The sequence below is a fragment of the Microbacterium sp. H1-D42 genome (assembly GCF_022637555.1).
Taxonomy (GTDB): Bacteria; Actinomycetota; Actinomycetes; order Actinomycetales; family Microbacteriaceae; genus Microbacterium.
Genome location: NZ_CP093342.1, coordinates 1,037,212 through 1,060,383 on the forward strand (window position 1 = coordinate 1,037,212; position 23,172 = coordinate 1,060,383).

The 23,172-nt window shown below is 64.2% G+C and carries 20 protein-coding genes, 2 tRNA genes and 3 rRNA genes; 15 read left to right on the plus strand and 10 right to left on the minus strand.

All coding sequences use genetic code 11. The annotated features are described in order from the left end of the window. Positions 1–3: 3 nt before the first annotated feature. The gene (locus MNR00_RS04940; RefSeq protein ID WP_241928060.1) at positions 4–279 is read right to left on the minus strand and encodes a multidrug ABC transporter ATPase; all 276 of its coding nucleotides are present in this window, start codon (positions 277–279) and stop codon (positions 4–6) included. Between the two features lie 97 nt (positions 280–376). Here MNR00_RS04940 and MNR00_RS04945 point away from each other — a divergent pair, with 97 nt between their 5' ends. Together MNR00_RS04945 and MNR00_RS04950 are read left to right on the plus strand one after the other, a co-directional pair. Then, positions 377–745 (plus strand): cold shock domain-containing protein, encoded by a 369-nt coding sequence (locus MNR00_RS04945; RefSeq protein WP_241928061.1) that lies wholly within the window; start codon positions 377–379, stop codon positions 743–745. Beyond that, a complete protein-coding gene (locus MNR00_RS04950; RefSeq protein ID WP_241928062.1) occupies positions 729–1,367 on the plus strand; it encodes a DUF3027 domain-containing protein in 639 nt (212 codons plus the stop codon). Before MNR00_RS04945 ends, MNR00_RS04950 begins: the two co-directional genes overlap by 17 nt. A 30-nt stretch (positions 1,368–1,397) precedes the next feature. On the opposite strand, the gene serC is transcribed toward MNR00_RS04950, so the two are convergent. Next, a complete protein-coding gene (serC, locus tag MNR00_RS04955; RefSeq protein WP_241928063.1) occupies positions 1,398–2,507 on the minus strand; it encodes a phosphoserine transaminase in 1,110 nt (369 codons plus the stop codon). Between the two features lie 99 nt (positions 2,508–2,606). On the opposite strand from serC, the gene MNR00_RS04960 reads away from it, so the two are divergent. The 3 genes from MNR00_RS04960 to MNR00_RS04970 all read left to right on the plus strand — a co-directional run bounded on the left by MNR00_RS04960 (position 2,607) and on the right by MNR00_RS04970 (position 5,171). Continuing rightward, the gene (locus tag MNR00_RS04960; RefSeq protein ID WP_241928064.1) at positions 2,607–3,308 is read left to right on the plus strand and encodes a metal-dependent transcriptional regulator; all 702 of its coding nucleotides are present in this window, start codon (positions 2,607–2,609) and stop codon (positions 3,306–3,308) included. Positions 3,309–3,648: 340 nt separating this feature from the next. Further along, on the plus strand, positions 3,649–4,368 hold the full coding sequence (locus MNR00_RS04965; RefSeq protein WP_241928065.1) for a M23 family metallopeptidase: 720 nt from the start codon (positions 3,649–3,651) through the stop codon (positions 4,366–4,368). A 305-nt stretch (positions 4,369–4,673) separates the two neighbouring features. Further along, on the plus strand, positions 4,674–5,171 hold the full coding sequence (locus MNR00_RS04970; protein WP_241928066.1) for an HNH endonuclease: 498 nt from the start codon (positions 4,674–4,676) through the stop codon (positions 5,169–5,171). A 30-nt stretch (positions 5,172–5,201) separates the two neighbouring features. Here MNR00_RS04970 and MNR00_RS04975 read toward each other — a convergent pair. The 4 genes from MNR00_RS04975 to MNR00_RS04990 all read right to left on the minus strand — a co-directional run bounded on the left by MNR00_RS04975 (position 5,202) and on the right by MNR00_RS04990 (position 7,450). Then, positions 5,202–5,275, minus strand: a tRNA-Arg gene (locus MNR00_RS04975). Positions 5,276–5,356: 81 nt separating this feature from the next. Continuing rightward, positions 5,357–5,698: an Lsr2 family protein gene (locus tag MNR00_RS04980; RefSeq protein WP_241928067.1), complete on the minus strand. Its 342-nt coding sequence runs from the start codon at positions 5,696–5,698 to the stop codon at positions 5,357–5,359. Between the two features lie 104 nt (positions 5,699–5,802). After that, entirely contained in the window at positions 5,803–6,630 is an 828-nt protein-coding gene (locus MNR00_RS04985; RefSeq protein WP_241928068.1) for a LuxR C-terminal-related transcriptional regulator, read from the minus strand. Positions 6,631–6,922: 292 nt separating this feature from the next. Beyond that, on the minus strand, positions 6,923–7,450 hold the full coding sequence (locus tag MNR00_RS04990) for a methylated-DNA--[protein]-cysteine S-methyltransferase (protein WP_241928069.1): 528 nt from the start codon (positions 7,448–7,450) through the stop codon (positions 6,923–6,925). Positions 7,451–7,668: 218 nt separating this feature from the next. On the opposite strand from MNR00_RS04990, the gene MNR00_RS04995 reads away from it, so the two are divergent. After that, the gene (locus tag MNR00_RS04995) at positions 7,669–11,325 is read left to right on the plus strand and encodes an AAA family ATPase (RefSeq protein ID WP_241928070.1); all 3,657 of its coding nucleotides are present in this window, start codon (positions 7,669–7,671) and stop codon (positions 11,323–11,325) included. After that, complete coding sequence (locus MNR00_RS05000; protein WP_241928071.1) at positions 11,318–11,497, plus strand: hypothetical protein; 180 nt, start codon at positions 11,318–11,320, stop codon at positions 11,495–11,497. Before MNR00_RS04995 ends, MNR00_RS05000 begins: the two co-directional genes overlap by 8 nt. An 83-nt stretch (positions 11,498–11,580) precedes the next feature. On the opposite strand, the gene mscL is transcribed toward MNR00_RS05000, so the two are convergent. The 3 genes from mscL to MNR00_RS05015 are packed head-to-tail and all read right to left on the minus strand — an operon-like array spanning position 11,581 to position 12,894. Continuing rightward, complete coding sequence (gene mscL, locus MNR00_RS05005; RefSeq protein WP_241928072.1) at positions 11,581–11,988, minus strand: large conductance mechanosensitive channel protein MscL; 408 nt, start codon at positions 11,986–11,988, stop codon at positions 11,581–11,583. A 25-nt stretch (positions 11,989–12,013) separates the two neighbouring features. After that, positions 12,014–12,286, minus strand: coding sequence for an FmdB family zinc ribbon protein (locus MNR00_RS05010; protein ID WP_241928073.1), 273 nt, complete (start codon positions 12,284–12,286; stop codon positions 12,014–12,016). Between the two features lie 11 nt (positions 12,287–12,297). Beyond that, a complete protein-coding gene (locus tag MNR00_RS05015) occupies positions 12,298–12,894 on the minus strand; it encodes a 5-formyltetrahydrofolate cyclo-ligase (RefSeq protein ID WP_241928074.1) in 597 nt (198 codons plus the stop codon). 84 nt (positions 12,895–12,978) lie between these two features. Here MNR00_RS05015 and galU point away from each other — a divergent pair, with 84 nt between their 5' ends. From galU to rrf, 8 genes are all read left to right on the plus strand, one after another. Next, positions 12,979–13,860 (plus strand): UTP--glucose-1-phosphate uridylyltransferase GalU, encoded by an 882-nt coding sequence (gene galU / locus MNR00_RS05020; protein ID WP_241928075.1) that lies wholly within the window; start codon positions 12,979–12,981, stop codon positions 13,858–13,860. Positions 13,861–13,875: 15 nt separating this feature from the next. Continuing rightward, on the plus strand, positions 13,876–14,496 hold the full coding sequence (locus MNR00_RS05025; RefSeq protein WP_241928076.1) for a GNAT family protein: 621 nt from the start codon (positions 13,876–13,878) through the stop codon (positions 14,494–14,496). An 82-nt stretch (positions 14,497–14,578) separates the two neighbouring features. Further along, positions 14,579–15,439 (plus strand): hypothetical protein, encoded by an 861-nt coding sequence (locus MNR00_RS05030; RefSeq protein ID WP_241928077.1) that lies wholly within the window; start codon positions 14,579–14,581, stop codon positions 15,437–15,439. Positions 15,440–15,466: 27 nt separating this feature from the next. Beyond that, positions 15,467–15,539, plus strand: a tRNA-Ala gene (locus MNR00_RS05035). 111 nt (positions 15,540–15,650) lie between these two features. Further along, entirely contained in the window at positions 15,651–16,136 is a 486-nt protein-coding gene (locus tag MNR00_RS05040) for a hypothetical protein (protein WP_347271926.1), read from the plus strand. A gap of 618 nt (positions 16,137–16,754) precedes the next feature. Further along, positions 16,755–18,283 (plus strand): 16S ribosomal RNA (locus tag MNR00_RS05045). A 369-nt stretch (positions 18,284–18,652) separates the two neighbouring features. Further along, a 23S ribosomal RNA gene (locus MNR00_RS05050) occupies positions 18,653–21,759 on the plus strand. 107 nt (positions 21,760–21,866) lie between these two features. After that, positions 21,867–21,983, plus strand: a 5S ribosomal RNA gene (gene rrf / locus MNR00_RS05055). The 16S, 23S and 5S rRNA genes sit together here, the layout of an rRNA operon. 338 nt (positions 21,984–22,321) lie before the next feature. On the opposite strand, the gene MNR00_RS05060 is transcribed toward rrf, so the two are convergent. After that, the gene (locus tag MNR00_RS05060) at positions 22,322–23,125 is read right to left on the minus strand and encodes an IclR family transcriptional regulator (protein WP_241928078.1); all 804 of its coding nucleotides are present in this window, start codon (positions 23,123–23,125) and stop codon (positions 22,322–22,324) included. Positions 23,126–23,172 lie beyond the last annotated feature (47 nt).

Sequence of the window (23,172 nt, forward strand, 5' to 3'; positions counted from 1 at the left end):
GGATCAGGACTTCTTGCTCGCGCGTCCCTTGCGCACGAAGCTGATGATCAGCAGCGCGATGATCATCACGAACGCGAGCGGCAGGCCGTACAGCGGCAGGGCCGCGATGAACGGCCACACGCCAGTGCCGAACGAGTCCTGGCTCATGCCTGTCGCCGTGCCGATGATGATCGCGAAGAAGCTGAGGATGGATGCGGCGGCAAGGATCAACGCCGCGTACGCCAGGAATCGGTCCAGCCTGCCGATTTGCGGTTCAGGGCTGTTCTCTTGCTTGCTCATCGCTCTCAGCGTATCGCCTGACGCGGGAGTGCAGACGGGTAGGCTGGAGGGGGTCGCGCCACCGCGCGACTTTCCATCATCTCAGTGAGGTTCTCGCATGCCCACCGGCAAGGTCAGGTTCTATGACGACGAGAAGGGGTTCGGCTTCATCGCATCCGATGACGGCCAGGACGTCTTCCTGCACGCCTCTGCCCTTTCTGAAGGCACAGAGGTGAAGAAGAACACCCGCGTCGAATTCGGTCTGGCGGATGGACGCAAGGGCCCGCAGGCGCTCTCGGTGCGGGTGCTCGACGCTCCGCCCGCACGGGTCAAGCCTGCCCGCAAGAACTCCCACGACATGGCGATCATCATCGAGGACCTGATGAAGATGCTCGACGACGCGAGCGGAGCTCTGCGCCACGGTCGCCCCACCAGTCGGGCGCTGCCCGCTGTGCTTCGCAAGGTCGCTGATGACCTCGACGCCTGACGAATTCGCCTCGGCCACGCGCGAGCTGGCGCTCGCCGCGCTGCACGAGATCACGCCGGCCGCGACCGTGGGACCTGCCGCGGGACACACAGTGGAGTCCAGCGGCGCGGTGTCGCTGCGCTTCGAGAACCGGCTTCCTGGCTACCCGGGATGGTACTGGACGGTCAGCGTCGCCCAGGTCGATGACGCCGAGCCGACGGTGCTCGAGGTCGAGCTGATGCCGGGTGATGGCGCGCTGCTCGCACCGGACTGGGTGCCGTGGACCGAGCGGCTCGCCGAGTACCGCGCCCACCAGGCGGAACTCGCCGCACAGGGCGAGAGCGACGCCGAAGCGGAGGACGCCGAGGCAGAGAGCGACGATCTCGACGACGTGGATGACCTCGACGCCGCCGACTTCGACGAGGACGGCTCGAGGCACCTGCATGGCGGAGACCTCGACGGCGTCGACATCGACGAGCTCGATGAGAACGATGACGAGCCCCAGGCCGACGACGAGTCCGATGACGAAGACGAGTCCGATGACGACGACGAGTCCGATGACGAAGATGAGTCCGATGACGACGACGAGTCGGGCGAACCCGAAGAGTCCGACGAATCGGAAGAGTCCGACGAGGACGAGTAGAGCCGGGGCGGAGCCGCTCCGGCTCCCTCCTCAGCCCTGGTGTTCGAGCACGTACTCGATCGAGCGGATCAACTGACGCACATCGTCCGGGTCGATCGACACGAACGTCGCGACGCGCAGCTGGTTTCGGCCGAGCTTGCGGTACGGCTCGGTGTCGACGACCCCGTTGGCGCGAAGCGTCTTGGCGATCGCTGTGGCATCGATCGCGTCGTCGAAGTCGATCGTGACGACGACAGGGGAGCGGTGTGCGGGGTCGGCGACGAACGGCGCCGCGATGTCGGATGCTGCGGCCCAGTCGTACAGCAGCGCCGATGACTCCAACGTGCGGGCGCCGGCCCAGCTCAGTCCGCCGTTCGAGAGGATCCACTCCAGCTGGCTGTCGAGCAGGTGCAGTGTCGTCAGCGCAGGGGTGTTCAGGGTCTGCTTCAACCGGGAGTTGTCGACGGCGTTCTTCAGACTCAGGAACTCGGGGATGTAGCGGTCGGATGCGGCGATGCGCTCGATGCGCTCGACGGCTGCCGGAGAGACAGCGGCGAACCACAGCCCGCCGTCCGAGCCGAGGTTCTTCTGCGGAGCGAAGTAGTACACATCCGCCTGTGACACGTCGAAGTCGATGCCGCCGGCGGCGCTGGTCGCGTCGATGACGGTGAGGGCGCCGTCGGCGTCCACGCGGCGGATCGGCGCTGCGACCCCTGTCGAGGTCTCATTGTGCGGCCACGCGTACACGTCGATGCCGTCGACGATCTCGGCGGTCGTGAGCGCACCCGGTTCGGCATTGCGCACATCCGGCGCCTGCAGCCACGGAGCGGCCGCCGCCTTGGCGAACTTGCCGCCGAACTCGCCGAACACGAGGTTCTGGGCACGATTCTCGATCAGGCCGAAGGCTGCGGCGTCCCAGAACGCGGTGGAGCCGCCGTTGCCGAGCACGATCTCATAGCCGTTGGGCAGTCGGAACAGGTCGGAGAGGTGCTCGCGGACGCTGCCGACGAGATTCTTGACCGGAGCCTGGCGGTGCGAGGTGCCGAGCAGGTCGAGACCCGCTGCCGCGAGTGCCTCGATCTGCGCCGGGCGCACCTTGGACGGGCCGCAGCCGAAACGTCCGTCGACGGGCAGGAGTTCACGGGGGATCTCTATCGCCATGGCTCGATTGTATGCCGCCCGCACCGCCCGGCCCGCCGTGTGACGGGCCGTGATGACCACGGTGAATGTAGGCTTGCCTAAGAACCTCGGAGGGGCCGAATGACTGACCTGATCGACACCACAGAGATGTACCTGCGCACCATCCTCGAACTCGAGGAGGAGAACATCGTGCCGCTGCGCGCGCGGATCTCGGAGCGACTCGGTCACTCCGGTCCCACGGTGTCGCAGACGGTGGGGCGCATGGAGCGCGACGGACTCGTCGTCGTCTCAGAGGACCGCCGTCTCGAACTCACCGACGCCGGGCGGCGCAAGGCCGTCGACGTCATGCGCAAGCACCGCCTTGCGGAGCGCCTGCTCTCGGATGTGATCGGTCTGGACTGGGCGTACGTGCACGACGAGGCCTGCCGCTGGGAGCACGTGATGAGCGAACAGGTCGAGCGCCGCCTGGTCGAGCTGCTCGGGCATCCGACCGAATCTCCCTACGGCAACCCGATCCCAGGGCTCGACCAGCTCGGCGACATCGCGACGCCGGCGTTCGACGAGGGCGTCATCGGTCTCGTGAAGAAGCTGGATGCCGATGGCGGGCCGATCCAGGGCACCGTTCGCCGCCTTGCCGAGCCGGCTCAGGTCGACCCAGAGCTGCTGGAGCAGCTGCGCGATGCGGGCGTCGTGCCCGGCGCGAAGGGGGAGTACTGCTACAGCGAGGGATACGTGCTGATCCAGATGGAGGGCAGGGAAGAGGGTCTCGAGCTGCCCGTCGAACTCGCTTCGCACATCTTTCTTGTCGGATCGAACGCCTGATCAGCCTGCATTTCCCGCGGAGTTGAGGGGATTGCCAGGTTGTGAGGGTGACAGAAACGTTATCTTCCGGTAACGTCGGTGAAGTCCTCGGCGACGAAGCCCGCCGTTGACAATCGCGAAGGTTGCCTCCCCGGCTCATCGCCTTCGCGAGTAGTTCGCACAACGTGCCGTGTCATGCGTGCCCGAGAATCGACATTGCTGATGAGTCGGCGCTTACCCGAGCGCGGAGGCGCAGGAGGAATCCCTTTTGGCCGCAGATATTGTCACGACCGAGACAGCTGAAGACAAGAAGCCCGCACGAGGCCGTGCGCCTCGCAGGGGCCGCGCCAGCGTGAAGCCGATGCGGACTGTCGCGATCTTCGCAGCAGTGAGTGCACTGGTCGCAGCCGTCGCCCTGCCGGCCTACGCCGCCACCAATCCGGTGGACGCGGGGGCGACGACCCTGCAGCAGATGGCGGTCAGCGACGCACAGTCGCTCGTCGTCGCGTCTGAGGCCACCGCTGCTCCGATGGACCGCGGTACGTACTCCGCGACCACGCCTGAGGAGATCGCCAAGAAGAAGGCAGAGGCAGCCGCGAAGGCGCGTGCCGCAGCCGCGGCCCGCGTGGCATCCACCAACAGCGGTGGCAGTCTGAGCGATGCTGACCTGCGCCTTGTCGCCGCCGGCTCCGGCGCCGTGCGCTACCCGCTCCCGCAGGGCTCCTACTACGTCAGCCGCACGCTCGGCAGCGGCCACAACGGCGCCGACATGGTCGCACCGGCCGGCACCCCGATCTTCGCCGCTGCAGGTGGCGTGGTGCGCATCTCGTCCGAGAGCCACTACGGCTACGGCGTCGCCGTCGTGATCGACTCCGTCGTCGGCGGACAGCGCGTCTCGACCCTCTACGGTCACATGACCAACGGCACCCGCGCCGTGCAGGCCGGCCAGACGGTCTCGGCCGGCCAGTTCATCGGCAAGGTCGGAAACACCGGTCGTTCCTACGGTGCGCACCTGCACTTCGAGGTCAAGGTCAACGGATCGCTGGTCGAGCCCATCGGCTGGCTGCGCGTCAACGCCTGACCCGACACGCTCCGCGGGGTTCACCCGCAGTTCCCTCGCTGTCCAGCCCGATGGGCTACCCTGAACGCGTCGTCGTACGGGCAGGAGAAGCCGATGGAACCGATACCGGGCATCCGCACCATGGATGCGCTCGGTGGTCTGTTCCTTCGGCAACGTCCGCAGGGGCGGTTCGGCGTTGCCGAGCCCGAATGGCGCTGTCACTAGACAGCGCCTTTTTCGTCCCTGCAGTCGCCTGCTGTCTGTGTGGCGTCGTGTGAGTCGAGAGTGCCGGGAAGCCATCCCGGCGGATCGAGAGGATGACGACGATGCGCACACTGGTCCTGAATGCCGGATACGAGCCGCTCACGGTGGTCTCGTTCAAGCGAGCCCTCGTGCTTGTGATGAATGACAAGGCGAGCGTGATCGAACATGTCGAGGACGATCCCGTCAGAGCCGGCAGAAATGCCTATGACCGTCCGGTCGTGATCCTGCTCACCCGCTATGTCAGAGTGCCGTCAGCGCGCAGAGTGCCCGTCTCGCGCCGCGGGGTGCTGCGCCGCGATGATCACCGCTGCGGGTACTGCGGCAAGTCTGCGGCCACGATCGACCACGTCATGCCGCGCTCACGCGGAGGCAGGGACAGCTGGGAGAACCTGGTCGCGTGCTGCCTGGCATGCAACAACACCAAGAGCGACCGAACTCCGCAGGAGATGGGGTGGGCATTGCGGATGATCCCGCGCCCGCCGTTCGGCACCGGCTGGACCGTGCGCGGCTCAGAGCGCGGGGATCCGCGGTGGGAGCCGTACCTGGCGCTCGCGGCGTAGGTGCCCTCGGGCGGCCAGCTACGGCGCAAGTGCCCCCGACAGGATTCGAACCTGCGACCTGCCCTTTAGGAGAGGGCCGCTCTATCCGACTGAGCTACGAAGGCGCCCGTCAAGTCTAACGGTGCCGAGCGGCAGACGAACGATGGCCGGGGTCCCACAGGACCACGGCCATCGAAAGAGCGACGTCAGTGCGCGGCGTTGTATGCCTCGACCACGTCTGCGGCGATGCGACCGCGCTCGTTCACCTCGAGGCCCTGTTCCTTCGCCCATGAGCGAATGGCCGCGGAATCCGAATTGCGCGCGGCCCGACGACGCGGAGCGTTCGGACGGGCAGCGGATGCCGTCGCGCGGCGCCCTGCCTTGATGTAAGGGTCGAGCGCATTCCGCAGCTCGTCTGCGTGGGCATTCGTCAGATCGATCTCATAAGCGATGCCGCCCAGCGAGAAATGGACTGTTTCCCCCTCGCCGACCTCGAGAAGCGTTCCGTCGATGTCGTCAACCAGCTGGTGCACAATTCTTCTAGCCATGCCGAATACGATATTGGCGGGCGAAGAAAATGGCAATCGGTCACACACATTCTCAGCTGATATGTATATTCATCGGCCTATTCAGGTGCCGCTGCATTCTGCAGTCAGGGAAGCAATCCCATGCGCCGGGCCCGAGCCACCGCCGCATGCCGTGTGGACGCATCGAGCTTCGACATCGCGGTTCCCAGATACGCCTTGACCGTGCCCTCGCGCAGGCCGAGGTCCGACGCGATCTCGTTGTTGGTGGCACCCATCGCAGCGCAGGCGAGCACATCCATTTCGCGGGGAGACAGGCGCACCGTCTGCACGGGTTCGGTCGGCGGCGCCGACTCCGCCCCCGCGAGTCCGAGCAGACGTCGCTCGACGGATTCGATGCGTCCGCGCAGCGCGTCGTCCGTGAGCGCCGCCGCGATGCTGCGCAATTCGGCGAAGCTCTCTCGCAGGTCCTCGCGCTGTGTGGCGTCGAGTGCAGGTGCCGGGGTGCTCGCCTTCACCCGCCGGTCGACCTCGTCGCGCACGCGCAGCTCTGCGCCGATCCGCTGTGCCACTCCCATCGCAGGGGCAGTCGTCACTCCGCCGATCTGGGATTCCTCCCAGGCGCCGGCGTAGAGCACACCGCGCGGACGGCCATCGACGACGATCGGCAGCGCCAGCAGGGTGCGCAGTCCCTCTCCCAACACGAACACGTCGTAGTCGTGCGTGATGTGCGGCGAGGTGCGGTAGTCGTTCGTCATGCGCGGCCGAAGCTCGATCATCGCGCGGCCGCCGAGGCCGCGTTCCGGGCGCACGTGCAGGCCGTGCAGGCTGCTGGTGCGATTGCCGATGATGGTTGTGACCGATACCGCACCGTGGTCGATGAGCCCGCCGAATGCCACCGGGAAGCGGGTGCGCTGAGCCAGCTCGCGCACTCCATCGGCGACGAGCTGCTCCACGGAATCGATCCGCTCGGACGTTCTCAAACGATTACCAGCTTTCGGGGGTGACCACTTCGCCCACCCGTTTCGTAGCGTCGACCTTATCACCCGCCGGTGTCGTGGCGTCTTCACGGACAGGCCGCGAGAGGCACCGTGACAGGGCGGAGCATTGTCGAATTCGCCACTCAGAATGATTCCGACTGGTTAGGAGGATGCAGCCTTCATTCACCGGCCTGATGTCGGTGTTGTTCCGTTTGTCGCCTCATTGCCGCAGCGGACCCCGGCGGCCTACTCGCCGGGGTCCGCTCGTTCACGATCTCGAACCGGCTTCGCGTTCGAGATCGAGCAGGAAGCGCTTGCGCTCGGGGTGTGCACCGTAATGCCCAGGAGTCCCGTCCGAGCGGATCACCCGGTGCACCGGCACGATCACCGAGAACGGAGTGAGTCGGCACGCGGTGCCAACGGCACGCGCCGCGCCAGGACTGCCGGCGACGATCGCCACCTCGCCATAGCTCATCGTCTCGCCCCAAGGGATCTCGCACACCGATTCCAGCGCGGCTCGCGCAAAGCCATCGATGAGCCGCCAATCGAACGACAGATGCTCATCGAAGCGGATCGGCTCGCCCTCGAAGTACGCCGCGAGCAGATGGGCGAGTGCGTCGGCTGCGCCGGCATCGTGATCGATCGTGGCACCCAGCCGCCTGATGAAGCTTTCCAGCAGCCAGGGCACATTCGGGTCCTCGGCCTCGGACAGATCGAAGCCGACGATCCCGGTATCCGAGAACACAGCTAGCGCATGGCCGAACGGTGTCGGCACGAAGTCGTATCGGAAACTCATGCCCCCATCCTCGCGCCGGCGCTGACATCAGGTGACCGCGATCCCGGCATCGGTGGACAAGTCGTGGAAAGCGCCGGTTGTGCAGAAGAAGTCGCTTCGCCTGCCGGAATCGCCGCGACTCGGCCAGGGATACGCGGTGCAGCGTCCGGGCCGCTTAGGCTGGCCATGTGTGGCGACGAGATGCGAAAGGCGCCGAGGAAGCGGGAACAGAGCCCGCGGTGAGGCTCGGCGATCTGAGCGACTCCTCGACCGGGGTCGACATCGCGCACGCAGCCGAGGCCACGCGCACATCGCTGCGGGCGCAGTCGGCGGATCTCGGCGGTGCATCGCCACTGGTGACGTTCGTGGATGCCGTCGATGCCGGCATCGACATCTCGAAGGCCCACCCCGGCAGTCTTCCGCAGTTCATCACCGGACGCTCCACGCTGCTGTCCAATCTCTTCCGCGATGAGGTCGGGCTGCGCACGGCGCGTCTGGCGGCAGAGCGGATCACCACCCGCAACACGGAACTGCGCACTGTGCGCGGCATCGATGCGGTGCGGCTGGCTGTCGGCATCGCTCGGTGGCGGCTCGGCGGGGTGGAGTTCTCCGCGCCGGTGCTGTTGCGCCCGCTGGCCATCCGCCGGCACCATGCGGACTTCGAGCTGAAGCTGCAGGGCGCGTTCGAAGTGAACCCCGAGCTGGTCCGCGTCGCCCGCGAGCACTTCGGCATCGACCTCGATCCGACCGCTCTCGCCGCGCTTGCCTACGATGCCGGCATCTTCAAGCCGCAGCCGGTCATCGACCAATTGCGCGCACTGACCCACACCATCGACACGTTCGCCGTGCATCCGCGTCTGGTGGTCTCGACTTTCGCCGACGTCGCGGGCGCCATGGTGCGCGACATGGTCGACCTCGACCACCCGGTGCTGAACGCGCTCGGCGGCCATGCCGACGACCGTGAGCAGGTGACGGCGCACCGCGAGGTGCCCAAGGTCGCAGGGCCCGATGATCGAGCGCCGGCATCCGAGGGGCTGCTGCTCGATGCCGATGCCGAGCAGGAGGACGTGCTGGCGCGCATAGCGGCCGGCCACTCGCTGGTCGTCTCGACGCTTCCAGGCACCGGGGGCACGCAGACGGTGATCAACGCACTCGGTGCGTTCGTGCGCGCCGGCAAGCGTGTGCTCGTCGTGTCAGCCCGGCGATCGACTCTCGACGGCGTGACGCATCGACTCGCCGGGATCGGGCTCGACGGACTCGCCGTCTCGCCATCGGCCACGCGCCGCGACCTCATCAAGGCCATCGCCCGCAGCGAGAAGGTGACTCAGCCGAAGGCGACCGAGGTCGACGAGGCGCTGGTGCGCCTGCGCGCCGTGCTGCGCGACTACCGGTCAGCGCTGACCGAACCGGTCGGACGCACGGGGGCATCCGTCCTCGATGCGACACGACACCTGACCAGACTCGCTCTGCTGCCGGTGCCGCCGTCGACCGGTGCTCGGCTGTCGATGGCCGCACTCGAGAACCTCGCCGGGGATCGGCGTGACGCCGCGCTGGCGCTGACTCGGGCCGCGCGCCTTGGCGAGTTCCGCTTCGGCCCAGACGATTCGCCCTGGTACGGCGTGAGCTTCGACAGTGCCGAGGCGGCGCAGCAGGCGCATGCGCTGGCCGGGCGCCTGCACAGCACGGCTGTTCCCGCAGTGCTGGAGCGCGGCTACGAGCTGATCGCACAGACCAGCATGCGTCCCTTCTCGACCATTGATGAGCTCGGCGAGTACGTGCGGCTGCTGCAGGGCATCCGCGACTCGCTCGACCGATTCAGCCCGACGGTGTTCGAACGGCCTCTCGGCGAGCTCATCCAGGCGCACGGATCGCGCCGCGACTCTCCTGGCATGTCGGCGGCGAACCGTCGCCGGCTGAAGAAGCTCGCCCGTGAGTACGTGCGGCCGGGAGCGCATGTGACGGAGATGCACGAGGCGCTGCTGCGCATCCAGCAGCAGCGCACGCAGTGGCAGCGCTACGTCGACGCCGGCGTCGCCCCGCAGGTGCCGCTCGGTCTGTCGGATGTGCACGTCGCGTGGCAGCGGGTGGCCGCCGAGCTCGGTGAACTCGATGCGGCACTCGGCCGCAAGGAGCCCCTGGCATCGCTGCCCGTCGCCCGTCTGGTGCGCACGCTCTCCGGGCTGGCGGCCCGCTCCGCGGTGTTCGACAACCTGATCGAGCGCACTGAGATCCGCGATGCGCTCAGCGGAGTCGGCTTGCGACCGCTGCTTTCCGACCTGTCTGTGCGCCATGTTCCTGAAGAGCGGGTGGCCGATGAGCTGGAGTTCGCGTGGTGGCAGTCGCTGCTCGAACGCGCACTGCAGGATGATCGGTCGCTGCTCGGGGCGAACACCGCGGTCGTCGACCGTCTGGAGCGCGACTACCGGCTCGTGGATGAGGCGCACACCGCGATGGCGGGGCCGCTGCTGGCGTGGAACCTTGCCAACCAATGGCGAATCGCGCTCGTCGACGAGCCGGAGCAGGCCGCGAACCTGCGCAAGGCACTGCAGACCGGAGAGGCGACGACCGCAGAGATCGTGTCGGCAGCCCCCGATCTGATGCGCGTGCTCGCCCCGGTGTGGATCGCCTCGCCCTATGACGTCCCCGCGATCCCGGACTCGGTCGAATTCGACGCCGTGCTGCTGGTGGATGCCGCAGCGATCAACCTGGCAGAGACCGCCCCGGCGATCCGACGGGCCCGACAGGTCGTGGCCTTCGGCGACCCGGTCACCCAGCGCCCCACAGCCTTCACCGTCGCTACCCTTCCCGATGTCGAGTGGGAGCCCGAGGTCGATTTCGACGATGTCTCGGTGTTTGAGCGTCTTGCAGACCTCTTCCCCGTGGTGACGCTCACTCGCAGCTACCGTGCGGGCGGTGAGGACCTCGCCGAGCTCATCAACGACGCCTTCTACGGCGGTGAGATCGTGTCGCTGCCGTGGGCGGGCTCGTATCTCGGACGCGGCAGCCTCACGGTCGACTACGTCGAGGGCGGCGTGGGCGCGCCCGACCCGGAATCCGGTGCCGTCGAGAGCCCTGATGCCGAGGTCGCGCGCGTCGTCACTCTGGTCGTCGAGCACGCCGTGCACCGCCCCACCGAGACGCTCATGGTCGTCACTGCCAGTCGGCGGCATGCCGAGCGGGTGCGTGCGGCCGTGGCATCCGCCTTCGCCGGACGATCCGATGTCGCCGACTTCATCGGACGAGACACGGCTGAGCCATTCGCAGTGCTGACCCTCGAGGAGTCGGTCGCCGAGAGCCGCGATCGGGTCATCTTCTCGCTCGGCTATGGACTCACCAAGCACGGCCGGGTGCTCAGCGACTTCGGAGACCTGTCCCAGGACGACGGAGACCGCCTGCTGACCGTCGGCATGACACGTGCCCGTCGATCGATGGTGATCGTCTCGTGCATCCGCCCCTCGTCCTTCGACGAAGGGCGCCTGGAGCACGGCGCGTCCACGCTCATGTCGATCCTCGGCGGACTCGCCGCCCGCGCACGCGACGCGCGCCTGGAAGACCTGGCCGACCCGCTCACTCTCGCCCTGGCTCGCGAACTGCGTCGCCTTGGTGCGTCGGTGGATGTCGACTACCGCGGGCTGCTGCCCCTGGTCGCGCAGCACGACGGCCGAGCCGTCGTCATCGAGTCGGATCCGGAATCACGGGGCGAGTCGCTGCGCGAGAGCCTGCGACTGCGCCCGCAGGTGCTGCGCCGTCTCGGCTGGCACTACGTGCGGGTGCACGCCTTCGATCTGTACAGCGACCCGGCAACGGTGGCCCGCCGGATCGCCACAGTCCTCGGCATCGGCGAGAACGCCGTACGCGCCGAGAACGACACGCAGCCGCTCGATCTCGATGGCTGACGAGGAGCGTCAGCGCATCGTCCGCGTCGCCGGCTCGCGTCGTGCGCAGCTGACGCCAGTGCAGGGCACGACGTCTGAGCCGCATGCGCGCGCGGATCGCAAGTCGCCCCCGAAGGACGAGCGCGGCCCGAATGATGAGCGGATGCTGGGCGACGTACCCCCGCACTACTGATCTTCACGCCACGAGGCGAATCGCACCCGCAACGCAAGATGCCCCGGCCGAAGGGCCGGGGCATCCGATGCAGGTGAGCGGAATCAGCTGGCGCTGCTCTTTCGCAGCGCGTCGCGGATCTCGATGAGCAGCTCCTGCTCGCTCGGCAGGGTCTCTTCCTCGACGGCGGGGTTCTTGGCGGCCTGGTGCTCCTTGTACTTGTTCATCGGCACGACGAAGACGAAGTAGACGACGAGCGCGACAGCGAAGAAGCTGATCAGGGCCGAGATGAGCTCGCCGATCGGGAACGTGACCTCCTGGCCGTAAAGACCCGTGACCGTCCAGCCGACCTTGCCGGCGGCATCTGCCGCGAAGAACAGTGAGACCAGTGGGGTGATGATCGCCGACACCACGGCGTTGACGATGGCGGTGAACGCTCCGCCGATGACAACAGCGACGGCGAGGTCGATGACGTTGCCCTTGGTGATGAATTCCTTGAAGCCCTGAATCATGGCGACCCCCTGTATATCGGTGACCTCAGTTCGAGGCCGGAGCCTTCGCGGGCGCCGGGCTGGTGCTCGTCGAAGAATCCGATTTCGATGATGCCTGATCCTTCTTCGCACCGCCAGCATTGCTGCGCGAGTCGGTGCGGTAGAAGCCGGACCCGTTGAAGGTCACCCCGATCGATCCGTACTGCTTGCGCAGCGATCCGCCGCATTCGGGGCAGACCGTGAGGGCGTCGTCGGAGAAGCTCTGCACGGCATCGAAGCGGTGATCGCAAGAAGTGCAGGCGTAGGCGTAGGTGGGCATGAGGCTCCCTGTCAGTTCCGTGCGGGCGAGAGCGTGATGGTCTGCGTCGGTGTGATGACGCCGTCCACCGGCTGGTCGTGGACCTCGCGCGGCAGTGAATCGAGTATCTCCGAATCATAGATGACTGCGAACACCGGAGGGCATTTCTCCATCGATCCGATGGTCTTGTCGAAGTAGCCGCGCCCCCACCCCAGCCGAGTGCCGGAGCGATCGATGGCGGCCGCGGGGATGATCATCAGGTCGACGTCGTTCACCGCGATGGGGCCGAGCACCTCGCCCGTCGGCTCCGGCAGACCGTACAGACCCTCGTTGACGTCGTCGGTGTCGTCGGCGACGGCCCAGTCGAGCAGACCGTCGGCGCGAGTGATGGGCAGCAGCACTCGGATGCCCCGCTCGATCGCGCCGCGCAGGAACGTCCTGGTCTCCGGCTCGGTCATCGTGGAGAGGAAGCACGACACGGACTGCGCGCCGTGCGCGGCCACCAGCGCGTCCAGCTGCGCGGCGATCCCGACGGCTGCCTCATCGCGCTGGGCTTCGGAGAGCAGTTGGCGGCGCTCCCGCAGCTCGGCCCGCAGCGCCCGCTTCTGCTGTTCTGCTTCGCTCGACATGCCACCGAGCATACGTGTGCGACGCGGGACGGAGACCTCATGGATGCCGCGGATGGGCGCTTCCGCGCGGCTATGCTATGCCGCATGGCGAAGATCAAAGCGGTCATCCCGGCCGCAGGACTGGGAACGCGCTTCCTGCCCGCGACGAAGGCGATGCCGAAGGAGATGCTGCCGGTCGTCGACAAGCCGGCCATCCAATATGTCGTGGAAGAGGCGGTCGCGGCCGGCATCCAGGACATCCTCGTCATCATCGGCCGCAACAAGAACGCGATCTCCGACCACTTCGACGCCGTGCCAGAGCTCGAGGGCCGGCTGCAGCAGAAGGGCGACCACAGTCGCCTGGAGCGCGTCATGAAATCGAGCGAGATGGCCGACATCCATTTCGTCCGACAGGGTGAACCGAAGGGGCTGGGGCATGCCGTGCTGCGAGCCCGCACTCATGTGGGCGACAGCTCGTTCGCCGTGCTGCTGGGCGATGATCTCATCGACGAGCACGAGACGCTGCTCCCCGACATGATCGCCGCCCATGAGCGCACCGGTGCAGCCGTGATCGCGCTGATGCGCGTCGCCCCTGAGCAGATCCACCTGTATGGAGCGGCAGCCGTCGAGACGACCGATGTCGACGATGTGGTCACCGTCACCGGGCTCGTCGAGAAGCCGTCCGCCGAGGAGGCCCCATCGAATCTCGCGGTGATCGGTCGCTACGTGCTGCCGCCTGCGGTGTTCGACGTGCTCGAGCACACGCAGCCCGGCAAGGGCGGTGAGATCCAGCTGACCGATGCGCTGCAGGAGCTGGCCTCCGCACCGGACGGACCTGGAGTGGTCGGCGTGGTCTTCGACGGCCGACGCTACGACACGGGTGATCGGGTGGACTACATCAAGGCGATCGTGCAGCTCGCAGTGGATCGGAATGACCTCGGCAGCGACCTTCGGCCCTGGCTGAAGGACTTTGCCTCGCGGCTGTAGGGCTCGAAGGTGATCATGCAGTTCGAAGCGCCCGCTCCGTTGCAGCACGGCCGTATCGGCTTGCGCATCGTGCGTCCTCGTGACGCGCGGATCCTGCAGAAGGAGCTGCTGGCGAACCGCTCCTGGCTGCAGCCATGGGAGGCGACGATTCCAGGGGGAGTCGCGACCTTCGACATGCGTGTCAGCATCCGACGCCTGCTTCAGCAGCATCGCGACGGCGGCGGGTACCCGTTCGTGATGGAGTACGACGGCGAGATCGCGGGTCAGCTCAACGTCTGGGGCGTCGCACGCGGCTCGCTCTCCTCGGCGACCATCGGCTACTGGGTCAGTGAGCGCTTCGCGGGGCGGGCCATCACCACGACGGCGGTCGCCATGGCGACGGATGCCGCGTTCAGCCAGTACGGGCTGCATCGCATGGAGATCTGCATCCGCCCGGAGAACCGCGCGAGTCTGCGCGTCGTGCAGAAACTTGGCTTCCGCTACGAGGGGCTGCGGCGCCGGTACATCCACATCGACGGGGATTGGCGTGATCATTACGCCTTCGCGCTGACGAGGGAGGACGTGCCGCGAGGAGTCCTGGCGCGATGGTTGTCGGGCCAGGCACCCGAGGATGCGGCGGCGATTCCCCCCTTCTGATCTCGGCGGCGGTTGAGGCAGTCGCGGCGACACGCGACCGAATGTTTCAAACCCCTGCATGTGGTCGCTTACCGTGGTCTCTATGGACGGGCCGGTGCTGAGTGGGGGCGTGATCGTACTGGTCGCGGTGCTGCTGTGGGCCCTGTACTTCCTGCCCAGCTGGCGGGGCCGTCATCAGTACTACTCCGCAGAGCGCAATGCTGTGCGTCTGAACCAGGCGCTGCGTGTGCTGGCTGAGACGAGCGAGACGCCGGACGAAGTGCGGCTCGAGCTCACAGCGCGCACGGCTCTCGCGCAGCAGCGGCTCGCGAAGCGGGTGCAGTCCGAGAAGGAGAGCGCTCAGCTCGAGCAGCTGCGCCAGGAGCTCGCCGCGACGAGACAGGATCCTGTGCTGCGTCAGGCGCGTGCGCGCCGTCGGGTGAGACTGGCTGCCAGTGCGGTGTCGCTCATCGGCGTCGGGATGCTGGGGTTCGGCATCTGGCAGGTCGTCGCAGCGGGCGGGTGGATGCTCGCCGTCAGCGGTCTGCTGGTGGCGGTCGTCGGTGCCGCCGTCCTGATGCGGATGGCGCGGGTGGCCCGAGTTGCTGCGCGCCGCGCGCAGCGACCCGTCGTGCAGGAGAGCATGGAGCGGGTGTCGCCGCCGCTGCACGACCAGGGGCCGGCGTACTGGACGCCGCGCCCTCTGCCACAGCCGATGGTGACTGTCACCGGTTCTCGCGCCCAGAGCGCGCAGGCCGAGATGGATGCCCAGGAGGAGCGGCGCCGCGCTGCCCGTCGTGCCGAGTTGCGCCGTCGCGCAGAGGAACTCGCGCCGCCCGCGCCGACTGCCCTGCCGGTGGTGGCGGATGCCGGCGAGTCGCCCTACGCCAAGATGGGCGTGGTCGACGATGCCGAGATCGAGGCGCACGTGCGACAGCTGCTGGCACGTCGAGCCGCCGGCTGATCGCGTGATATTCTGACTGAGGTTCAAGGGCCTATGGCGCAGTTGGTAGCGCGCCTCGTTCGCATCGAGGAGGTCAGGGGTTCGAATCCCCTTAGGTCCACCGACTGAAGAAGATCCCCCTCCGCACAGAGCGCGGAGGGGGATCTTTGGGTCCGGCCCTCTTCCCTTCCGCGTCCGAGCACACCTGAGATGATCGGTGTGGAGGACTCCCATGGACACCAGGCTCGCCGCCGACACGTCGACGGGCGCGGTGACGTTGCGCGTCGCGGACCTCGACGCGATGATCCGCTACTACACGCGGGCAGTGCCGTTGCAGCTGCTGAGCCATGAAGGATCCCGCGCTGTCATCGGGCGGGGGACCAGGCCAGTGCTGATTCTCGAGCACGCTCCCGAACTGCGTCAGGCGTCACCAGGACAGGCGGGGCTGCTCCACACCGCGATCCTGTTCGACAGAGAGGCCGCCCTCGCTGCCGCTGTGCGCTCCGTTGCGACGCATGCGCCGCGCACCTTCACGGGCAGCGCCGACCACCTGGACCTGGATGAACGGGAAGGTGCAGATGTCGACAGACCACCTCGATCCCGCCACCTACTTCAGGAGCAGCGCGGTTCGTCAGCGCCGGTGCAGACGACCTCGGAGCGCTGGGGGAGAGACTCGCTCATTTCGCAGTGCCCGTCGCCGATGACGGTCGGACGCTGACGCTCGAGGATCTATGGGGAACGTGGTGAGGGCGAAAACCGCGGAATGACGAGGCGACACGCCCGACCTGCAGCGCTGATTTGCCCGATCCCGGGGATCCGCGTAACTTATTACTTGTTCGCCCCACAGGGTAGAGCGGAAGGCCGGAAGGCCTGGCTCCCCTCAAGTGGCAAACACCCACCTCTCGCTCATCTTCTGATGGACGACCTCGTGTCGGAGAGTGTGGCTGTCCCGCCGGGAACGTCGATTTGACAAGCCGGCCGAGACGGATAAGCTAGAGAAGTTGCCCAAACGGGCAGCCGATCCGGACTTCTCCCTCACGGTCAGTCGATTTGACAGCCTGAGCGAGACGGATAAGATTGTGAAGTTGCCCTGCGCTTCTTGCCTTTGTTGGTGGGTGTGCGGGTGCGTCCGATCCTTGAGAACTCAACAGCGTGCACTTGTCAAATGCCAAATAACCTCGACTCCAACTTTTGTTGGGGTGAGATTCCTTTGGATCAAAGTCCAGGCCTTTTTGGTCTGGCGTATGGATGATGTCAGCAATGATTGAACCATTTTGGTCATGATTGAACTCGCTGCCTTCTCGCCTTTTTCCGGTGGGTTGGTATGCATTCGTTTTTTACGGAGAGTTTGATCCTGGCTCAGGATGAACGCTGGCGGCGTGCTTAACACATGCAAGTCGAACGATGAACCTGGGAGCTTGCTTCTGGGGGATTAGTGGCGAACGGGTGAGTAACACGTGAGCAACCTGCCCCTGACTCTGGGATAAGCGCTGGAAACGGCGTCTAATACTGGATACGAGACGGAACCGCATGGTTACCGTTTGGAAAGATTTTTCGGTTGGGGATGGGCTCGCGGCCTATCAGCTTGTTGGTGAGGTAATGGCTCACCAAGGCGTCGACGGGTAGCCGGCCTGAGAGGGTGACCGGCCACACTGGGACTGAGACACGGCCCAGACTCCTACGGGAGGCAGCAGTGGGGAATATTGCACAATGGGCGGAAGCCTGATGCAGCAACGCCGCGTGAGGGATGACGGCCTTCGGGTTGTAAACCTCTTTTAGCAGGGAAGAAGCGAAAGTGACGGTACCTGCAGAAAAAGCACCGGCTAACTACGTGCCAGCAGCCGCGGTAATACGTAGGGTGCAAGCGTTATCCGGAATTATTGGGCGTAAAGAGCTCGTAGGCGGTCTGTCGCGTCTGCTGTGAAATTCCGAGGCTCAACCTCGGGCTTGCAGTGGGTACGGGCAGACTAGAGTGCGGTAGGGGAGATTGGAATTCCTGGTGTAGCGGTGGAATGCGCAGATATCAGGAGGAACACCGATGGCGAAGGCAGATCTCTGGGCCGTAACTGACGCTGAGGAGCGAAAGGGTGGGGAGCAAACAGGCTTAGATACCCTGGTAGTCCACCCCGTAAACGTTGGGAACTAGTTGTGGGGTCCTTTCCACGGATTCCGTGACGCAGCTAACGCATTAAGTTCCCCGCCTGGGGAGTACGGCCGCAAGGCTAAAACTCAAAGGAATTGACGGGGACCCGCACAAGCGGCGGAGCATGCGGATTAATTCGATGCAACGCGAAGAACCTTACCAAGGCTTGACATACACGAGAACGGGCCAGAAATGGTCAACTCTTTGGACACTCGTGAACAGGTGGTGCATGGTTGTCGTCAGCTCGTGTCGTGAGATGTTGGGTTAAGTCCCGCAACGAGCGCAACCCTCGTTCTATGTTGCCAGCACGTAATGGTGGGAACTCATGGGATACTGCCGGGGTCAACTCGGAGGAAGGTGGGGATGACGTCAAATCATCATGCCCCTTATGTCTTGGGCTTCACGCATGCTACAATGGCCGGTACAATGGGCTGCGATACCGTAAGGTGGAGCGAATCCCAAAAAGCCGGTCCCAGTTCGGATTGAGGTCTGCAACTCGACCTCATGAAGTCGGAGTCGCTAGTAATCGCAGATCAGCAACGCTGCGGTGAATACGTTCCCGGGTCTTGTACACACCGCCCGTCAAGTCATGAAAGTCGGTAACACCTGAAGCCGGTGGCCTAACCCCTTGTGGGAGGGAGCTGTCGAAGGTGGGATCGGTAATTAGGACTAAGTCGTAACAAGGTAGCCGTACCGGAAGGTGCGGCTGGATCACCTCCTTTCTAAGGAGCATCTGGCACCCCTTGGGTGTCCAGGCACCAGATCAGAACGAATGTTTCTGCTGGTAGCTCATGGGTGGAACATTTGACATGCTGTCAGCGCGTCTGGCTTCATTTAGTACGGTCTTCGGATCTGGAACGGTGGGGTTGGTGAGCGGGGCAGCTGCACGCTGTTGGGTCCTGAGGGACCGGGCCGGCTTGCTTCTTTCGGGAAGTTGGGTCGTTCTGAACCTCATGGCCCCTTTCGTCGTTTGCCTTGTTTGGCTGCGGGGTTGGGGGACCGCCCGTACTTTGAGAACTACACAGTGGACGCGAGCATCTTAAAGAAATACCGGGTCAACGCTTTTCCTGGCGTTGATCCATCTCATGTGATTTCAAGTCTTTAAGAGCAAACGGTGGATGCCTTGGCATCTGGAGCCGAAGAAGGACGTAGCAATCTGCGATAAGCCTCGGGGAGTGGATAAGCACACTTTGATCCGAGGGTGTCCGAATGGGGAAACCCCGCCAGGCGTTTGTGCGACCTGGTGACTCCCGCCTGAATATATAGGGCGGGTAGAGGGAACGTGGGGAAGTGAAACATCTCAGTACCCACAGGAAGAGAAAACAACATGTGATTCCGTGAGTAGTGGCGAGCGAAAGCGGATGAGGCTAAACCGGGTGTGTGTGATAGCCGGCAGGCGTTGCATGCCCGGGGTTGCGGGACTTTTCTGGACACTCTGCCGAGTGTTCGACGTGATGTGACGGTATAGACGAATGGTCTTGAAAGGCCAGCCATAGTGGGTGCCAGCCCCGTAGTTGAAATGCCGCTCGCAGCGTGAAGAGTATCCCAAGTAGCACGGGGCCCGAGAAATCCCGTGTGAATCTGTCAGGACCACCTGATAAGCCTAAATACTCCCAGATGACCGATAGCGGACAAGTACCGTGAGGGAAAGGTGAAAAGTACCCCGGGAGGGGAGTGAAATAGTACCTGAAACCGTTTGCTTACAAACCGTTGGAGCCTCCTTAGTAGGGGTGACAGCGTGCCTTTTGAAGAATGAGCCTGCGAGTTAGTGATATGTGGCGAGGTTAACCCGTGTGGGGTAGCCGTAGCGAAAGCGAGTCTGAATAGGGCGATTCAGTCGCATGTCCTAGACCCGAAGCGAAGTGATCTATCCATGGCCAGGCTGAAGCACGTGTAAGAGCGTGTGGAGGGCCGAACCCACTTAGGTTGAAAACTGAGGGGATGAGCTGTGGATAGGGGTGAAAGGCCAATCAAACTTCGTGATAGCTGGTTCTCTCCGAAATGCATTTAGGTGCAGCGTTGCGTGTTTCTTGCCGGAGGTAGAGCTACTGGATGGCCGATGGGCCTCAACAGGTTACTGACGTCAGCCAAACTCCGAATGCCGGTAAGTGAGAGCGCAGCAGTGAGACTGTGGGGGATAAGCTTCATAGTCGAGAGGGAAACAACCCAGACCACCATCTAAGGTCCCAAAGCGCGTGCTAAGTGGAAAAGGATGTGGAGTTGCTTAGACAACCAGGAGGTTGGCTTAGAAGCAGCCACCCTTGAAAGAGTGCGTAATAGCTCACTGGTCAAGTGATTCCGCGCCGACAATGTAACGGGGCTCAAGCACGCCACCGAAGTTGTGGCATTGACATTTTTGGTAGGCCTTCGTGGTCCAGCCGTGTTGATGGGTAGGAGAGCGTCGTGTGGCGAGTGAAGCGGCGGTGTGAACCAGCCGTGGACGCTACACGAGTGAGAATGCAGGCATGAGTAGCGAAAGACGTGTGAGAAACACGTCCTCCGGAAGACCAAGGGTTCCAGGGTCAAGCTAATCTTCCCTGGGTAAGTCGGGACCTAAGGCGAGGCCGACAGGCGTAGTCGATGGACAACGGGTTGATATTCCCGTACCGGCGAAGAACCGCCCAAGCTAATCCAGTAGTGCTAAGTATCTGAATCCTCATGACCGGATCCTTCGGGTGATGGCGTGAGGCCTAGCGTACGACCCCATTCTGGTGCGGTTAGCGTATTAACAGGTGTGACGCAGGAAGGTAGCCCAGCCAGGCGATGGTTGTCCTGGTGCAAGTGCGTAGGCCGAACGGTAGGCAAATCCGCCGTTCACGTAGGCTGAGACACGATGCGAATGAAAAGTGGGTGATCCTATGCTGCCAAGAAAAGCATCGACGCGAGGTTCAAGCCGCCCGTACCCCAAACCGACTCAGGTGGTCAGGTAGAGAATACCAAGGAGATCGAGAGAATCGTGGTTAAGGAACTCGGCAAAATGCCCCCGTAACTTCGGGAGAAGGGGGGCCATCCGCTTATACCGCCTTGCGCGGGAAAGGGTGTGGTGGCCGCAGAGACTAGTGGGTAGCGACTGTTTACTAAAAACACAGGTCCGTGCGAAGACGCAAGTCGATGTATACGGACTGACGCCTGCCCGGTGCTGGAAGGTTAAGAGGACCGGTTAGCCGCAAGGCGAAGCTGAGAATTTAAGCCCCAGTAAACGGCGGTGGTAACTATAACCATCCTAAGGTAGCGAAATTCCTTGTCGGGTAAGTTCCGACCTGCACGAATGGCGTAACGACTTCCCAACTGTCTCAACCGCGAACTCGGCGAAATTGCATTACGAGTAAAGATGCTCGTTACGCGCAGCAGGACGGAAAGACCCCGTGACCTTTACTACAGCTTGGTATTGGTGTTCGGTGTGGCTTGTGTAGGATAGGTGGGAGACTTTGAAGCCATGACGCCAGTTATGGTGGAGTCATTGTTGAAATACCACTCTGGTCATATTGGATATCTAACTTCGAACCGTGATCCGGTTCAGGGACAGTGCCTGGTGGGTAGTTTAACTGGGGCGGTTGCCTCCCAAAAAGTAACGGAGGCGCCCAAAGGTTCCCTCAACCTGGTTGGTAATCAGGTGGCGAGTGTAAGTGCACAAGGGAGCTTGACTGTGAGACTGACAGGTCGAGCAGGGACGAAAGTCGGGACTAGTGATCCGGCAGTGGCTTGTGGAAGCGCTGTCGCTCAACGGATAAAAGGTACCTCGGGGATAACAGGCTGATCTTGCCCAAGAGTCCATATCGACGGCATGGTTTGGCACCTCGATGTCGGCTCGTCGCATCCTGGGGCTGGAGTAGGTCCCAAGGGTTGGGCTGTTCGCCCATTAAAGCGGTACGCGAGCTGGGTTTAGAACGTCGTGAGACAGTTCGGTCCCTATCCGCTGCGCGCGTAGGAAGTTTGAGAGGATCTGACCCTAGTACGAGAGGACCGGGTTGGACGAACCTCTGGTGTGCCAGTTGTTCCGCCAGGAGCACCGCTGGTTAGCTACGTTCGGGATGGATAACCGCTGAAAGCATCTAAGCGGGAAGCCGGCCTCAAGATGAGACTTCCATCACCTTCGGGTGGAGAGGCTCCCAGCCAGACGACTGGGTTGATAGGCCAGATGTGGAAGTGCGGCAACGCATGCAGCTGACTGGTACTAATAAGCCGATGACTTGATAACACTCTCTTTCTGCGAGATGAACGCGTCCACTTTGTGGTTCTCGACGTACGGTCGGAACCAAACAACACATCACTAACGTGTGTGTTGCCGATACATGTCAATAGTGTTACGGCGGCCATAGCGTGAGGGAAACGCCCGGTCACATTCCGAACCCGGAAGCTAAGCCTCACAGCGCCGATGGTACTGCAGGGGGGACCCTGTGGGAGAGTAGGACACCGCCGGACTTCTTCTAAACAAAAGAGCCACCCAAAGTTGGGTGGCTCTTTTGCGTTAACGCGCCCGTGATTTGACTTCCCCTGTGGGCGGGCTATGGTCGATGGTTACAGCCCGCCAGCCAGAAGAAGGGGAAGCGAGTCATATGTCTGGAAAGACACCGCAATCACGAGCAGGAAAGAAGGCGCCGAAGCTCTCGCCCAAGGAGAAGAGAGCCGAGAAGCGCGCGAAACGGGAGCCTGAGGCGTTCATCAAGCCTCGCAAGGGCGCGAGCAGTTGATCTGATCCCAAGCTCCAGGGGCGTCGGGGAATCCGTACACACGGAATCCTCTGACGCCCCTTTCTTGTCTCAACTGCGCTGCGAGACGTACCCCAGGCGGGACTCCAGGCTGTGCGCCGCGTCACGAACCGCTTCAGTCGGATCCGGTTCACGATGCTGTTCCCACGTCACAGCCACTGCGGCCGCCGGCCAGCCCGCATGATCTCGAACGGCGACCGCAACGGACCGGAACCCGGCTGTGACTTCACCGTCTTCGGTCGCGAGGCCCGTGCTCCGCACCTCGCGCAGCACCTCCCGCAGTTGTGAGGGGCGGGACGGCCCACGGCCGGTGCGGTCGGTGAATGCGTCGGCGTCCGGATACAGCGCCCGCACCTGCGCAGCGGGGAGTGTGCTCAGCATGGCTCGCCCCGTCGCCGTGAGGTGCGCAGGCAGACGCACGCCGACATCCGTCACCAGCGCCGGGCGGCGGGCTGCGCGCTCTTCGACGATGTAGAGCACGTCACGTCCGCTCATCACAGCCAGATGCGCATTCTCACCCACGCGGTCAGCGAGGGCCGCGATCACCGGTCGCCCGAGGCGCGCGAGCGGCTCCTGGCGTGCGTAGCCTCCGGCCAGCTCGAATGCGCTCGTGCCGAGGCCCCAGCGCCGCTCCTGCGCGAGGTGCACGACGAAGCCATGTGCCTCGAGGGTCGCCAGCAGGTGGTACACGGTCGACCGGGGGATCACCAGATCTCTGGCCAGCGTCGATGCCGCGACAGGCGCCGGGCGCCGGGCGAGATGGCGCAGGATGCGCAGCGTCTGATCGGCCGCCGGCACCTGTGGCGCCGGTGCAGTGGATGCCGATCCGTGCGCTGAGTCTGGGATCACAGACACAGTCTGTCATGGGTGCTCCCGATCGTGGAGTGGACAGTGTGGAATCA